Genomic DNA, 14,420 nt, shown 5'->3' with positions numbered 1-14,420 from the left:
AACTACAGCCGACCCGGCCCGCGCCGGCGCAGGTAGCGTTCGAACTCGGCCGCGATCGCGTCGCCGTCGATCTTGCTGACCGCCTCCGAGAGATTGACCTCGGCGTCACCGCGCTCCTCGAGCGTGCGGACGTACTCGGTGATCTCCTCGTCGTCGGCGACCATCTCGTTGACGGTCTGCTCCCATTCCTCGGCCTGGGCCGGCAATTCGGCGAGCGGCACCTCGACGTCGAGAACCTCTTCCACGCGGTGCAGAAGCGCGAGCGTCGCCTTCGGGTTCGGCGGCTGCGAGACGTAATGCGGAACGGCCGCCCAGAAGGACAGCGCCGGTACGCCGGCCCGAACGCACGCATCCTGCAGAACACCGGCGATTCCGGTGGGGCCTTCGTACTTGGTCTGCTCGAGCGCGTACTGCTTGGCAGCCTCTTCGCTATACGCCGAGCCGGTGATCGGAACCGGGCGAGTGTGCGGAGTGTCCGCGAGCAGTGCGCCGAGGATGACGACCTTCGTGACGCCGAGTTCTTCGATGAAATCGAGGATGTCCGAGCAGAACGCACGCCAGCGCATGTTCGGCTCGATGCCGTGGAGAAGAACGACATCGCGGTTGGCGCCGGGCGGGGAAGCGATCGCGATGGTCGTCGAGGGCCACTGAATTTCGCGGGTCACACCGTCGACCTGGCGAACGGTCGGCCGATTCACCTGGTAGTCGTAGTAGTCCTCGGCGTCGAGTTCGGCGAGCGGTTCGGCGTCCCAGATGAGCTCGAGGTGTTCGAGAGCGGCACTGGCGGCATCACCGGCGTCGTTCCAACCTTCAAACGCCGCGACCAGCACCGGGTCTCGGAGAACCGGAATCTCGAGCTCGCTGTCGGACTGCTCGCTGGCGCTCATCTACCTACCTTCATCGGCGTCCGTGGACATTAGCTCGTGTCCGTTGGTTCTACTGCGACACTGCCGCGTGTCCTACGATCGGAGCACAACGTATTTGCAGGGACCACTAATGTGGAGTCTATGCCTCCCCTCCTGCAGTCGGCGTTCCTTGATGCCCTGAGCCAGCGCGTTCTCATCGGCGATGGCGCGATGGGCACGATGCTTCAGGCTGCAGATCTCACGTTGGACGACTTCGTCGGACTCGAGGGATGCAACGAAATCCTGAACGACACCCGTCCGGATGTCATCCGGAATATTCACCGCGCGTACTTCGAGGCCGGTGCGGACGCCGTCGAGACGAACACCTTCGGTTGCAATCTGCCCAACCTCGCGGACTACGACATTGCGGACCGCATTCGCGATCTGTCGGAGAAGGGCACGCGCCTCGCTCGTGAGGTCGCCGACGAATTCGGCGGTGGCCGTTTCGTTCTCGGATCTCTGGGACCGGGTACCAAGCTTCCGACGCTCGGCCATGCACCGTTCGCGTCGCTGCGGGATGCGTACACCGAGGCCGCGCTCGGCATGCTCGACGGTGGCGCCGACGCAATCCTCGTCGAGACGTGCCAGGACCTGCTGCAGGTCAAGGCCGCCGTCATCGGTAGCCAGCGGGCGATGGCGAAGGCGGGCCGCCGGATCCCGATCATCACCCACGTGACGGTCGAAACCACGGGCACGATGCTCGTCGGTTCGGAGATCGGCGCTGCCCTCACCGCGATCGAGCCGCTCGGTATCGACATGATCGGTCTCAACTGCGCGACCGGTCCCGCCGAGATGAGCGAGCACCTCCGCCACCTCTCGAAGCACGCCAAGATCCCGGTGTCGGTCATGCCGAATGCGGGTCTGCCGATTCTTGGCACACACGGCGCCGAATACCCGCTCGAGCCGGCCGAGCTTGCGGAGGCGTTGAGCGGTTTCGTCCGCGATTATGGACTCGCGTTCGTCGGTGGCTGCTGTGGAACGACGCCGGAACACATCCGCCAGGTCGCCGAAGCGATCCGCGAAACCGAGAAGAGCGCGCGCAAGCCGCTTCACGAGCCGTCGGTCGCCAGCCTTTACACGCAGGTTCCGTTCGCCCAGGACGCGAGCGTCATGATGATCGGCGAGCGCACGAACGCCAACGGCTCCAAGGCATTCCGCGATGCGATGCTCGCGCAGGACTGGGAGAAGTGCCTCGGCATCGCCAAGGAGCAGACGCGCGACGGCGCACACATGCTCGACCTCTGTGTTGACTACGTCGGCCGGGACGGCGCGGTGGACATGGCGGAACTGGCGTCTCGTCTGGCGACGGCGTCGACACTGCCGATCATGCTCGACTCGACCGAGACCCCGGTGCTCAAGGCCGGTCTCGAGCACCTCGGTGGTCGCTGCGCGATCAACTCCGTCAACTACGAAGACGGCGACGGTCCGGATTCGCGGTTCGTCAAGACGATGGAACTTGTCGCCGAGCACGGTGCCGCGGTCGTCGCGTTGACGATCGACGAGCACGGCCAGGCGCGTACGGCCCAGCACAAGATTCAGATCGCGGACCGGCTCATCAAGGACATCACCGAGAACTGGGGTGTCGACGAGAGCGACATCATCATCGACACCCTGACGTTCACCATCTGCACGGGTCAGGAGGAGAGCCGTCGCGACGGCCTCGAAACGATCGAGGCGATCCGGCTGCTCAAGGAGAAGCACCCGCGCGTCCAGACGACGCTCGGTCTGTCGAACATCTCCTTCGGTCTGAACCCGGCCGCTCGCCAGGTCCTGAACTCGGTGTTCCTGCATGAGTGCGTACAAGCCGGTCTGACGACTGCAATCGCGCACTCGTCGAAGATCCTGCCGATGGCGAAGATCCCGGACGATCGGCGCGAAGTCGCACTCGACCTCATCTACGACCGTCGCCGCGACGGGTACGACCCGCTGCAGAAGCTGCTCGAACTTTTCGACGGCGTGACGACGAGCGACGCCAAGCTGACTCGCCACAACGAGTTGCTCGCGCTGCCGCTCTTCGAGCGTCTGGCGCAGCGCATCGTCGATGGTGAAAAGGAAGGCCTGAGCGAGGACCTCGAAGAGGCCCTGACCCAGAAGCCGGCGCTCGAGATCATCAACGATGTGCTGCTCAACGGCATGAAGACTGTCGGTGAGCTGTTCGGTTCCGGAAAGATGCAGCTCCCGTTCGTACTGCAGTCGGCCGAGGTCATGAAGACCGCGGTCGCGTACCTCGAACCGCACATGCCCGTCACCGACGACAGTGGCAAGGGCCGCATTGTGCTTGCGACGGTCAAGGGCGACGTCCACGACATCGGCAAGAACCTCGTCGACATCATCCTCAGCAACAACGGCTACGAGGTCATCAACCTCGGGATCAAGCAGCCGATCTCGACGATTCTCGACGCCGCGATCGACAAGCGTGCCGACGTCATCGGCATGTCGGGTCTGCTCGTGAAGTCGACCGTGGTGATGAAGGAGAACCTGCAGGAACTCAACGCCCGCGGTGTGGCCGAGCAGTTCCCGGTCTTGCTCGGTGGCGCTGCCCTGACGCGCAAGTACGTCGAATTCGACTTGTCCGAGGTCTATGACGGCAAGGTGAGCTACGCCCGCGACGCGTTCGAGGGTCTCAAGCTCATGGACGTCATCATGTCCCGCAAGCGCGGCATCCTCGTCGAAGACGACGAAGAGGAGGAGCGTAAGCGCCAGGAACGGTTGGCCCGCCACCGGCGTTCGGAGGAGATCGCGGCCAAGCGGCGCGCGGCCGAGGTGCCGGTGGTGATTCCGGAGCGTTCCGATGTCGCCACCGATGTGCCGGTGCCGACGCCGCCCTTCTGGGGCACGCGGATCGTCAAGGGGATTCAGCTGCACGAATATTCGGCGTTGCTCGATGAGCGGGCACTGTTCCTCGGTCAGTGGGGACTGCGTGGTCAGCGTGGCGGCGAGGGTCCGTCGTACGAGGAGCTCGTCGAGACCGAGGGCCGGCCGCGGCTGCGCTACTGGCTCGACCGCTTCGCGACCGAGGGTGTCCTCCAGCAGGCCGCTGTCGTGTACGGCTACTTCCCAGTGGTGTCGGAGAAGGACGACGTCGTCGTGCTGGCGTCACCCGACCCGGATGCCGAAGAAGTTGCACGCTGGCACTTCCCGCGTCAGCACCGCGATCGATTCCTGTGCATCGCCGACTTCATCCGCTCGCGCGACATGGCTCGCGAGACCGGCAAGGTCGACGTGTGGCCGATGCAGCTCGTGACGATGGGCGCGAAGATCTCGGAGTTCGCCAACACGCTCTACGCGGCGAACAACTACCGCGACTACCTCGAGGTGCACGGATTGTCCGTGCAGCTCACCGAGGCGCTGGCCGAGTATTGGCACAAGCGCGTCCGTGAGGAAGTCGGCGTCGGCTCGGAGGACCCGTCGGACGTTCGGGACTACTTCGACCTGAAGTACCGCGGTGCGCGCTACTCGTTCGGCTACCCGGCGTGCCCGGACCTCGAGTCGCGTGTTCAGCTCGTCGAGTTGCTCAAGCCGGATCGCATCGGGGTCGAGCTTTCCGAGGAGTTGCAGCTGCACCCGGAGCAGTCGACCGACGCATTCGTGCTGTATCACCCGGAGGCCAAGTACTTCAGCGTCGGGCGCGATGAGGCCTAAGGCTGTCCTCTGGGACCTGGACGGCACTCTGCTCGACTCTGAAAAGCTCTGGACCATAGCGCTTTACGAGCTTGCCGAGCATCTCGGCGGCACGATGACGCATGAGGTCCGGGTGTCGCTGTACGGATCGTCGGGTGTCACGATGCAGCGCGTCGTGTTCGCGGCGCTCGGGCTCGAACCCGACCCTGAGGCGATGGCGACCTCGGACAAGTGGCTGAAGAACCGCATCGGCGAACTGTTCGACGCCGGTGCCGAGGCGCGCCCGGGCGCGTTCGAAGCGCTGCGACTTGTGCGCGAGGCGGGTTTTCCGACCGCCCTCGTGACGAACACCCAGCGTGCTCAGGTCGACCGGGTGATTCACAGCCTGCCCGGCGATTGGTTCGACGTCACGGTGTGCGGAGACGAAGTGGCGCACGGCAAGCCGGCTCCCGACCCGTACCTTCGGGGGGCGGAGTTGCTCGGTGTTGCCGCGACTGACTGCCTGGCGATCGAAGACTCACCGACGGGTGTGGCATCCGCCGAGGCCGCTGGCTGTCGGGTGCTCGTGATCCCGTGCGACGCTGTGGTTCCGGACAGTCCGTCACGTGTTTTCCGCGAGTCGTTGGTGGGGCTGGAGCTTAGCGATCTCGTCAACGCGATGCACTAATTCGTTTCCGGTATGAATGCCTGCGGCAATGGTCGTTCCGCGCCACAATTCGAGAATGACCTGGCTGCGGTTTGGCCGGCGGCTTCCGTCAATTGGCTTCGGCGCCTTCATTTCGTACAGCGGTGAACGTGACCGGGCGCTGATCGCCAAGCTGCAAAACGGAATCGAAAAGCTGGCCAAACGTTGGTATCGGCCGCCAGTCATGAAGGTATTCGTCGACAAAACGAGCATCGGCGCGGGTCCGAAACTGTGGGGCCGGATCGAAGGCGGTCTTCGTCAATCCACGTGGCTGATCCTGATGGCGTCGCCGGAGGCTGCGCAGTCCTGGTGGGTCGATCGAGAAGTCAGTTGGTGGATCCAAAACCGCCCGCTCGACAACCTCATCATCGTGAACACGGCGGGCGTCCTGAGATGGGACCGCGAAATCGGTGATTTCTCGTCTGATTCCAACGCGATCCCGCCGAGCCTGCGCGGGAAGTTCGCCGACGAACCTGTCTGGGTCAGCGTGCCACGGAGCGATCATGGGCCCAATGTCGATGCGGCCGTGTTGAGCATCGCGGCTGCGGTTCGGCAGATGCCCGTTCACGAACTGTCGTCCAAGGCTTACATCGAGCATCGCCGCACTTTGCGTTGGGCGGGCGGCGCGTTGGTGGGGCTCTCAGTTCTTCTTGTCGGGGCGCTGGTGGCCACCGTGGTCGCCGTGATTCAGAAGGGGCATGCAGACACACAGAGCCGAATTTCGCTGGCACGGCAGCTTGCGGCCACCTCGGTGACCGAACTGTCAACGAATCCGCGGGCGGCGATGCTCTTGGCTGTCAGTGCGTACAAGATCGATCCCAACCCGCAGACCCTGGCGGCGCTGATGCGGGTGAACACGGCGAATCCGTATCTCGTGCGCTACCTCGACGCAGGCGGGCGAATAGTTCAGCTCGTGGGAAGCAGCGACGGAACGGCGATCGTTGCGGGTCTCGCAGACGGCCGGGTGATGCGGTGGCACATCGGCGATCCAGCGCCGCGAACCCTGCTGAAGCTTCCCGATGCGGTGACGTCACTGGCGGTCAGCGCCGATGCGTCGGTTGTCGCGGCCGCGGGCCGGACCTCAGTTTTCCTGTGGCGATCCGGCGTACCCACGGCGAATCTGCCTGCTCTCCACGGCGACCGAATCAGCGCAGTTGCGGTGTCCCCGTCAGGTGAGTTTGTGGCCATAAATTCCTGTTGCACGTCGAGAACTAATGGAACCGTCGAAGTGCTGGACACCAGCCAGAAAACCCCGGAAGCGCAATTCTCGTATTCGTCCGAGGATATGAATTCAGGCCACCTCGTTGCGACCGATCACGATCTTCTGTCATTCGGAACGGGCGGCCGCTGGGAGCGTCGCCAGATCAGCGACGGGACTGTGATCGAAGCCGGCAGCCTCGGCTTGGGCGGCCACCAGATGGTGTCGCTTCCGTCTGGCAACGGTCAGTTTGTTGCCGCCACCCTGGGCTCGACGACGACCCAGGTGTGGCAGATGCGCGGACTCAATCTGCCGGACGGGTACAGATGGGACTTGGAGGCTCAGGTACCCACTCGCGGAACCTTCACCTCGGTCGTCTTGAGTTCGGATGGTACGACAGTCGCTATCGCGAACAATGGCTCGATATTCGTCGCCCCGGTTGTAGCAAGGGACAAAGAGAAAACTCTGTCGATGTCGGCGACCGAACAGTCGGTTGAGGTCTCCGGCGCTGAGAAAGTCACGTCGGGACTGCTCAGTTTCCTTGGAGACAACCATCATCTCGTGTCGGCGACGGGGAACCTCGTCGCACTGTGGGACTTGGACCAGGTCGACAGGCTTGCACACGCGGCCACCATCGGGTTTTCGTCGACGACGTGCTGGGCGTGCGGACCTGCGCTGGTCAGCGTGGCTCCAGACAGCAAGCGGATCGCAATATTCGGTGAAACGCCTGCAGCCGTGGAACCGCTTCCCAGTGCTGTCGATTCACCGCAATTGAAGACAAATGTGCCGGGCCAAGCGATGTGGCGAAAGAACGGCCGTTTGCTGATCGCCGCCACCAAGCCGACCCGCGCAGCGACAGGTATCGAAGAGAACCAACTCTTGATCGTGCCCGGGACCCGAGATCCTGTTGCGGCCGCTCTCGCCCCTGACAAGTCGACGGCGATCGTCGTCGGGGCGGACGGTGTCATCTTCGTTTACGACTCCGATACGGGTGAGATACGAGAGACCATTCCCAAACCCAGTCTGCCGGCGGATGAGGCTTCCCAAGTCCTGTACACAGATGCTGACGTCAGCTCTGCCGCCGACCTGGTCGCGATCGTTTCCAAGCCCTTCAGCAGCAGTGTGATCGCCGGGTCGGTGCAGATCTACGACCTCGCAAAACATCAGGTAGTGGGTGAAATTGCCGGTGAAGACGTGGTCTACGCCCGGTTCGCAGGCCCATTTCTGTTGATTCAGCGCGCTTCGGGAAAGCTCGAAGTCTGGGATAAACGCGGCTCCTCTCTGGTGCGCGTTATCGCCGGCGACGAGTCGTACTTCCGCGCGCCGGTCGCGGATGAGCAGGGGAACCTGGTTGTTCGGCGGCGAGACGAAAACACCTTGGACATCTTCGATCTGCGGACGGCGACCTTGCTGGGAACGTTGCCCGCTGTGCGAGACAGTGTGCTGACGGGGCCCGCCTTCTCGCCAGACGGCCGCCTGCTCGTCAACGACGTCGCCCGGTTGGCAGGCACCAACGACCTGGTCGTTACTCGGGAGATGGACCCGAACGTCTGGCTCGCGAAAGCGTGCGCAGCCGCAGGAACTGATCTCTCGGCCGAAGAATGGCGCGTTCTGACCGGAATCGCTCCCGACGGCATTCCCACCTGTCGATGAACGGCATCGGCGTTGCGACCGACCTAAACTGCAGCCATGGGTGACACGAGCGAGATTCGGATCGGGGACACCGAACGCGAGAAGGTGCTGAACGAACTCGGCGAGCACTTTGCCGCCGGGCGAATCGACATGTCAGAGTTCGAACAGCGTTCCTCCGCCGCGGGTGCGGCGCGATACCAGTCCGAACTCGACGCTCTGCTCACCGACCTGCCGCGTAAAGGCCAGCTCGTCCGCAAGGACGCCGTCGCGATTTGGCCGGCGAGTCAGGCGGATCTGGTGCCGGTTTCGAACCATCGGCCACTGATCCCGATCGCCTTGGTCGGAGTGGTGGCGGTCGTGATCGCGATTTTGCTGCTCCTGGCACTCTGATGGTCAACGGGACAACCGCGAATCAATCGTGGTTGTCCCGCGTCGGCGCGTCCTTCATCGCCGCGCTTCTCGGGATTGTGCTGATTCCGGGGTCGGTCATCGGTGTGTTCTGGAATGAAGGCCGTTCTGTCCAGACCGCGAAGTCGCTTGACGAAGGTGCGAGAGCGTTTGTCGCCGTGCCGGTTTCGGCGCTGGACGATCGCAACAACGGCAGACTCGTCTACTTCACCGGGCCGCTTCAGCTCGCCGGGGAAGCGTCCGATCCGGTGTTCGGAATCTCGGTCCCGATGGTTCAGCTGCGTCGAATCGTGCAGATGTACCAGTGGATCGAGGAGAGCCAGAGCAGTTCTCCGGGCTACGGCGACAACCGGGAGACGAGCGGCAAGTACGTCTATCGCACCGACTGGGACGACGACGTGCACGACTCGTCGCGCTTCCACGATCAGTGGGGGCATGAGAATCCAGCGAAACGGTTCGACAACGCGACCAACGTCGCGCCCCGTGGTGACGTCGGAGCCTTCCGGCTCGGACCCGAGGTACTGGGCAAGCTGGACGGCGCCCAAACCTTGCCTCTGGTGGACGAGTTTGCGGACAAGGTCATCGCGGTCACGGGTCCGCCCGCGCAGCGCCTGGGACAGGAGATCTACGTCGGTGCGAACCCGAACAATCCCGTTGTAGGCGACCTCCGTATTTCTTTCGAGGTCGTGGACGCCTCGTCCGTGAGCGTGATCGGTGAGCAATCCGCCGGTTCGGTCGCTGCCTATCAAACCGATGCGGGCGATCGCCTGCTCTTGATCGACAAAGGCACTCGACCACCCGCTGCGATGTTCGAGAAGGCACATGACGACAACCGCGTTCTCACCTGGATTCTCCGCGGCGTCGGGCTGCTGGTGATGTTCGTCGGATTCGTCATGCTGCTGTTTCCGCTGCCGACATTGGTCAGTTTCATCCCGATTGTGGGCAAAGCGGCGGGTTTCGGCGTCATGCTCATCGCGCTCGTGCTGACGGCTCTCCTGGGGGCCTCGGCGATCGCCCTTGCCTGGTTCTTCTACCGCCCGCTGCTCAGTGCCGGGCTGCTCACTGTGGTGGGAGCTGCTGTCGGCGGACTCATTTATCTACGTCGCCGCGCGGTGTAATACCGCAGGTAGTGGGGATATGAGGGTTAACGTAGAGGGATAGACAGTGCTGACCGGGAGTTGCGATGAAGATCGCAGACATTCTGAATCACAAGGGGACGGCCGTTGCGACCGTCACACCAGACGCGACGGTCGCCGAGCTGCTCGACGTCCTTTCTGACCAAAACATCGGTGCGGTCGTGGTCACCGATCGGTCCGGCGTCGTTGGCATCGTTTCGGAGCGCGACGTCGTGCGCAGGCTGCATGACCGCGGGGCTGCCATCCTCGACGCCAAGGTTGCCGAGATCATGACCACGTCCGTCGTCGTCTGTTCGAGCTTCGACACCGTCGACAGCCTGGCGGAGACGATGACTGAACGACACATTCGGCACATGCCGGTGGTGGACGACGGTGCGCTCGCGGGCATCGTCAGTATCGGCGACGTGGTCAAGAACCGCATCGCCCAACTCGAGGACGACCGGGGCTACCTGGAGGCGTACATCCAGCAGGGGTGACTAACCTTGATCGGGTGCGTATCGCTACGTGGAACGTGAATTCGATCAAGGTTCGACAGCCCCGGTTCCTGCCCTGGCTCGATCAGCGGCAGCCCGACGTCGTCTGTCTGCAGGAGCTGAAGGTCACGACGGACTGGTTCTGGAACTTCCTCGGCGATGAGCTGGAGTCGCGTGGTTACGAGCTCGCGGTCAACGGTGAGCCGCAGTGGAACGGCGTGGCGATCCTGTCGAAGGTCGGGCTCGAGAGTGTCGCTGTCGGGCTGCCTGACCAGCCCGGCTTCCCACACGTCGAGGCGCGAGCGATATCCGCGGTCTGCGGGGGCATCCGCGTTCATTCGCTGTATGTCCCGAACGGTCGAGAGCCAGATTCGGATCACTACAACTACAAGCTCGAATGGCTCGCGAAGCTGCGTGACGACGTCCAGGCCGGACCGGGGAACGCACTTGTTTGCGGCGACCTGAACATCGCGCCCACGGATGCCGACGTGTTCAATCCGAAGGCGTTCATCGGGCAGACGCACGTCACCGTGCCGGAGCGGAACGCGCTGCGTGATCTGCAGGCGCTCGGTCTGCATGACGTTGTTCGCGACCGGTGGCCGAATGAAAAAGTGTTCAGCTACTGGGACTACCGCGCCGGAATGTTTCACAAGAACCTCGGCATGCGGATTGACCTCATCCTCGCGAGTTCGCCGGTGGCGCAACGTGTCCAGGCCGCGTGGATCGACCGCGAAGCGCGCAAGGGGACCGGTCCGAGCGATCACGCACCCGTCATCGTCGACCTCGACACCGCACCCGACGGAGACATCGGACCGATGGTCCCGCCGCCGTCGGCCCCCGCCGCGCGAACCTCCGGCGTGAAGCTGCCGCAGTCCAAATAGCCCCGCGGTACTAACAGCTCAGGCGCCGTGCGCGGCGAGCCAGGGGATCGGGTCGACGGGGCCACTGCCGGCTGGTTCGACCTGGAAGTGCAGATGCGGGCCGGTGGACTCGCCACGGTTTCCGACCGTGCCGATCACCTGTCCTGCCGTGACGTGGTCGCCGACGGACACCAGGTTGGTGTCGTTGTGGCCGTAAGTCGTGATGGTGCCGTCCGCCGCCTTGACGCGAATCCACTCGCCGTAACCCTGTGCCGGGCCACTGTCGATGACTTCGCCTGACGTGGCGGCACGGATCGGACTGCCCTGATCAGCGCCGATGTCGATGCCCTGGTGGTTGCGTCCGTCGCCGAAGTCTGAGGTGATCGGGCCGTTCGCGGGCAGGTTGACGGCGCCGATCGACTGCCCGCCGAGAGATCCGCCGATGAGGCAGCCGACCGTGGACGTGAGGTTCGATGAGCCGAGCGACGAACCCATCGATGATCCGGTTCCGAGTACACAGCCGAGTAGTCCGCCCGCCTTGAGGACGGCCTGCTTGAGGGTCTGTTGCGTGCTTGGTTTCGCCAGGTTTGTGGCGACGGTCCCGGCGACAGCCCCGGCCGTGGACGTGACGGCGCCCGCTGCGTTCGTCACTGCGGAGATCGTGTCGGCACCGGCAGGTGCGGCGATGGCGAGGCACGAGACCACGCCGGCAGCCGCGCTGACCCCGATTCGGGTGAATGCACGCATTTCTTCCTCCTCGTTCAGGACACCGTTGGTAGAGCCGAGTTGACGTTCAGCCACGGGAACGGATCGATGGGGGTGACGCCGTCGGGTGCAGTGACGGCGAAGTGCAGGTGGGGGCCCGTGGATTCGCCGCGATTGCCGACCGTCGCGATTTCCTGCCCGGCCAGGACGTGGTCGCCGACCTTCACGAGGTTCGCGAGGTTGTGTCCATACGTCGTGACGGTGCCGTCGGTGTGCCGGATACGGACCCACAGGCCGAAGCCGGCAGCCGGCCCGGCATCGATGACATCGCCGTCCGCGACCGCGCGAATCGGGGTGCCCTCGTCGTTGGCGATGTCGATGCCCTTGTGCTCGCGGCCATCGCCCCACATCGAGCTGATGAAGCCCTTGGTCGGCGGTACGACGACACCGGGCAGCGCCTTTGGCTTCGGGGCCGGGGCGAGAGCCGCACGCGTGATGAGGACGTTGGCCGACGACGTCGGGACGGAGGAGACGCAGGCGTCGCCGGTCGCGCCCTTGGTAAGGCAGGAAATGACATCGCGGGCTTCGACGATCGCCGACGACAGTGAGTGTCCAACGCTGGGTTCCTCCGCCGCGTTGGCCGGGGAGATCGGAGCAAGCGCGAGTTCGGCCACGACGAAGCCGACGCTCATGGCGGTGCCTACCCAGGCCGCCCGGCGCAACTTAGACCGGCGAATCCGTCGCATCGAAGCCCTCCCGCGTCGCGAATGTCCTTGCAACGAGGGACGTTATTGGCGCACGGGTGGGCTTCGGGGGGCTTCAATCTGCCGGCTATGAGATCGTTAGCCCAGGTAGATGCATTTCGGGCCTGTTCGTTATGCACGAACAGGCCCGAAATCGGCATTTAGCCCGCGAAGGAGCGGGTCAGTTCGTCCGCGAGGAGCTTGGCGAACTGAGCAGGGTCGCGGAGTTCGCTGCCCTCGGCGAGCAACGCCATGCCGTAGATCAGCGCGGCCGTGTCCTTGAGCGCCTGGTCGTCCTTGCGGGTCGCGACGGCATCGCGAAGGCCCGTGACGAGCGGGTGCTTCGGGTTGAGTTCGAGCGTCCGCTTGGTGACCGGAAGCTCCTGTCCGGCGCTGCGGTACATCTTCTCGAGCATTGGCGTGAGGTCGAACGTTTCGCCGACGACGCACGCGGGGGAGGTCGTCAGGCGAGCCGACAGGCGCACGGATTTGACCTGCTCAGTGAGGGTTTCGGTCATCCAGGTGAGCAGCTCGGCGTACTGCTTTTCCTGCTCTTCGCGGTCAGCCTCGGCGGCCTTTCGCTCTTCCTCGCTGTCGAGATCGACGTCGCCCTTGGCGATCGACTGGAAGGTCTTGCCGTCGAACTCGGGAATCGATCCAGTCCACATTTCATCGACCGGGTCGGTGAGGATCAGGACTTCGAGACCGCGCGCGGTGAATGCCTCCAGGTGTGGCGAGTTCTCGACTGCTTCCCGCGTTTCACCGGTCATGTAGAAGATGCGGTCCTGGCCGTCCTTCATGCGGGCGATGTAGTCGCCCAAGGTCGTCAGGTCTTCTGCAGAATGCGTCGACTGGAACGACGAGACCTGCAGGATCGTCTTCTGGTTGTCGAAGTCGTTGACGAGACCCTCCTTGAGGACTCGCCCGAATTCACGCCAGAAGGTCTGGTACTTCTCGGCGTGGTTGTTCTGCAGGTCCTTGACCGTCGAGAGGACCTTCTTGACGAGACGCTTGCGAATCGCCTGGAGGTGCCGGTCCTGTTGCAGGATCTCGCGCGAGACGTTGAGTGACAGGTCCTGTGCGTCGACGATGCCTTTGACGAACCGCATGTACTCGGGCATGAGTTCTTCGCAGTCGTCCATGATGAAGACGCGCTTGACGTACAGGTCCACGCCGGCCTTGCGCTCGCGCATGAAGAGGTCGAACGGTGCCATCGTCGGGATGAAAAGCAGCGCTTGGTATTCGAACGAACCCTCAGCGCGGAATGGGATGACCTCGAGCGGCTCGTCCCAGGCGTGCGCCACGTGACGATAGAACTCGGTGTATTCCTCGTCGGAGACCTCGCTGCGCGGGCGGGTCCACAGTGCCTTCTGCGAGTTGATGACGTCGTCGCCGAGTCGGATCGGGAAGTTGATGAAGTCCGAATAGCGCTTGACGATCTCGCGGATCTTCGACTCGGACGTGTAGTCGAAGAGGTGGTTTTCGGCGTCCTCCGGCATGAGGTGCAGCGTGACCGCCGTCCCCTGCGGTGCTTCGTCGAGGTTTTCGATCGTGTACTTGCCGTCGCCTTCGGAGACCCAGCGTGTCGCGTGGGTCTCGCCGGCCTTGCGGGTCACGAGGGTGACCTTGTCGGCAACCATGAACGACGAGTAGAAGCCGATGCCGAACTGGCCGATCAGCTCCTCGGAGGCAGCGGAGTCCTTGGCCTCGCGCAGCTTGCGGCGAAGCTCACCGGTGCCGGACTTGGCCAGCGTGCCGATGAGATCGATGACTTCGTGGCGGGACATACCGATGCCGTTGTCGGCGATCGTGAGTGTGCGCGCTTCCGCGTCGACGGTCAGTTGAATGTGGAGGTCGGACGTGTCGGCGCCAAGGTCTTTGTCGATGTACGACTCGAGGCGCAGCTTGTCAAGGGCGTCGGAGGCATTCGAAACGAGTTCACGAAGGAACGTGTCCTTGTTCGAGTACACCGAATGAATCATCAGATCCAGTAGCTGGCGGGTTTCGGCCTGAAACTCCAGTTCGGTAACCTGACTCACTTGCACCAATCCTTC

9 protein-coding genes and 2 pseudogenes are annotated in these 14,420 nt (G+C 63.7%); 7 read left to right on the top strand and 4 right to left on the bottom strand.

Annotated elements, in window-relative coordinates:
* Positions 1-2: 2 nt before the first annotated feature.
* On the bottom strand, positions 3-887 hold the full coding sequence (locus F600_RS0119070; RefSeq protein WP_018162244.1) for a PAC2 family protein: 885 nt from the start codon (positions 885-887) through the stop codon (positions 3-5).
* Positions 888-1,007: 120 nt separating this feature from the next.
* Here F600_RS0119070 and metH point away from each other — a divergent pair, with 120 nt between their 5' ends.
* The 7 genes from metH (at position 1,008) to F600_RS0119035 (ending at position 10,939) form a co-directional block, all read left to right on the top strand.
* Complete coding sequence (metH, locus tag F600_RS0119065) at positions 1,008-4,547, top strand: methionine synthase (protein WP_018162243.1); 3,540 nt, start codon at positions 1,008-1,010, stop codon at positions 4,545-4,547.
* Positions 4,537-5,193, top strand: coding sequence for an HAD family hydrolase (locus tag F600_RS0119060; RefSeq protein ID WP_018162242.1), 657 nt, complete (start codon positions 4,537-4,539; stop codon positions 5,191-5,193). Before metH ends, F600_RS0119060 begins: the two co-directional genes overlap by 11 nt.
* A 55-nt stretch (positions 5,194-5,248) precedes the next feature.
* Positions 5,249-8,062 carry a toll/interleukin-1 receptor domain-containing protein gene (locus tag F600_RS0119055; RefSeq protein ID WP_026306719.1) on the top strand — a complete coding sequence of 938 codons (2,814 nt, stop codon included), beginning with the start codon at positions 5,249-5,251 and terminating at the stop codon, positions 8,060-8,062.
* A 36-nt stretch (positions 8,063-8,098) separates the two neighbouring features.
* Entirely contained in the window at positions 8,099-8,431 is a 333-nt protein-coding gene (locus tag F600_RS30680) for a DUF1707 SHOCT-like domain-containing protein (protein ID WP_018162240.1), read from the top strand.
* Positions 8,431-9,567, top strand: a complete 1,137-nt coding sequence (locus tag F600_RS0119045) for a TMEM43 family protein (protein ID WP_018162239.1) — start codon at positions 8,431-8,433, stop codon at positions 9,565-9,567. The genes F600_RS30680 and F600_RS0119045 overlap by 1 nt, the downstream gene beginning before the upstream one ends.
* A gap of 65 nt (positions 9,568-9,632) precedes the next feature.
* Positions 9,633-10,061, top strand: coding sequence for a CBS domain-containing protein (locus F600_RS0119040; RefSeq protein ID WP_018162238.1), 429 nt, complete (start codon positions 9,633-9,635; stop codon positions 10,059-10,061).
* 14 nt (positions 10,062-10,075) lie between these two features.
* On the top strand, positions 10,076-10,939 hold the full coding sequence (locus tag F600_RS0119035) for an exodeoxyribonuclease III (RefSeq protein WP_026306717.1): 864 nt from the start codon (positions 10,076-10,078) through the stop codon (positions 10,937-10,939).
* 18 nt (positions 10,940-10,957) lie between these two features.
* Here the strand turns inward: F600_RS0119035 and F600_RS32450 are convergent.
* The 3 genes and pseudogenes from F600_RS32450 to htpG all read right to left on the bottom strand — a co-directional run.
* Positions 10,958-11,311 (bottom strand): annotated as a pseudogene (locus F600_RS32450) (murein hydrolase activator EnvC family protein); the annotation flags it as partial.
* Between the two features lie 368 nt (positions 11,312-11,679).
* Positions 11,680-12,099, bottom strand: a pseudogene (locus F600_RS32445) (M23 family metallopeptidase); the annotation flags it as partial.
* 428 nt (positions 12,100-12,527) lie between these two features.
* A complete protein-coding gene (gene htpG / locus F600_RS0119020; protein WP_018162234.1) occupies positions 12,528-14,405 on the bottom strand; it encodes a molecular chaperone HtpG in 1,878 nt (625 codons plus the stop codon).
* Positions 14,406-14,420: the final 15 nt, after the last annotated feature.

Source organism: Smaragdicoccus niigatensis DSM 44881 = NBRC 103563 (genome assembly GCF_000380645.1).
In the GTDB taxonomy this organism is placed as follows: Bacteria; Actinomycetota; Actinomycetes; order Mycobacteriales; family Mycobacteriaceae; genus Smaragdicoccus; species Smaragdicoccus niigatensis.
Note: the sequence above shows the minus strand (reverse complement) of the source record. Positions and strands in the feature narration are given on the sequence as shown.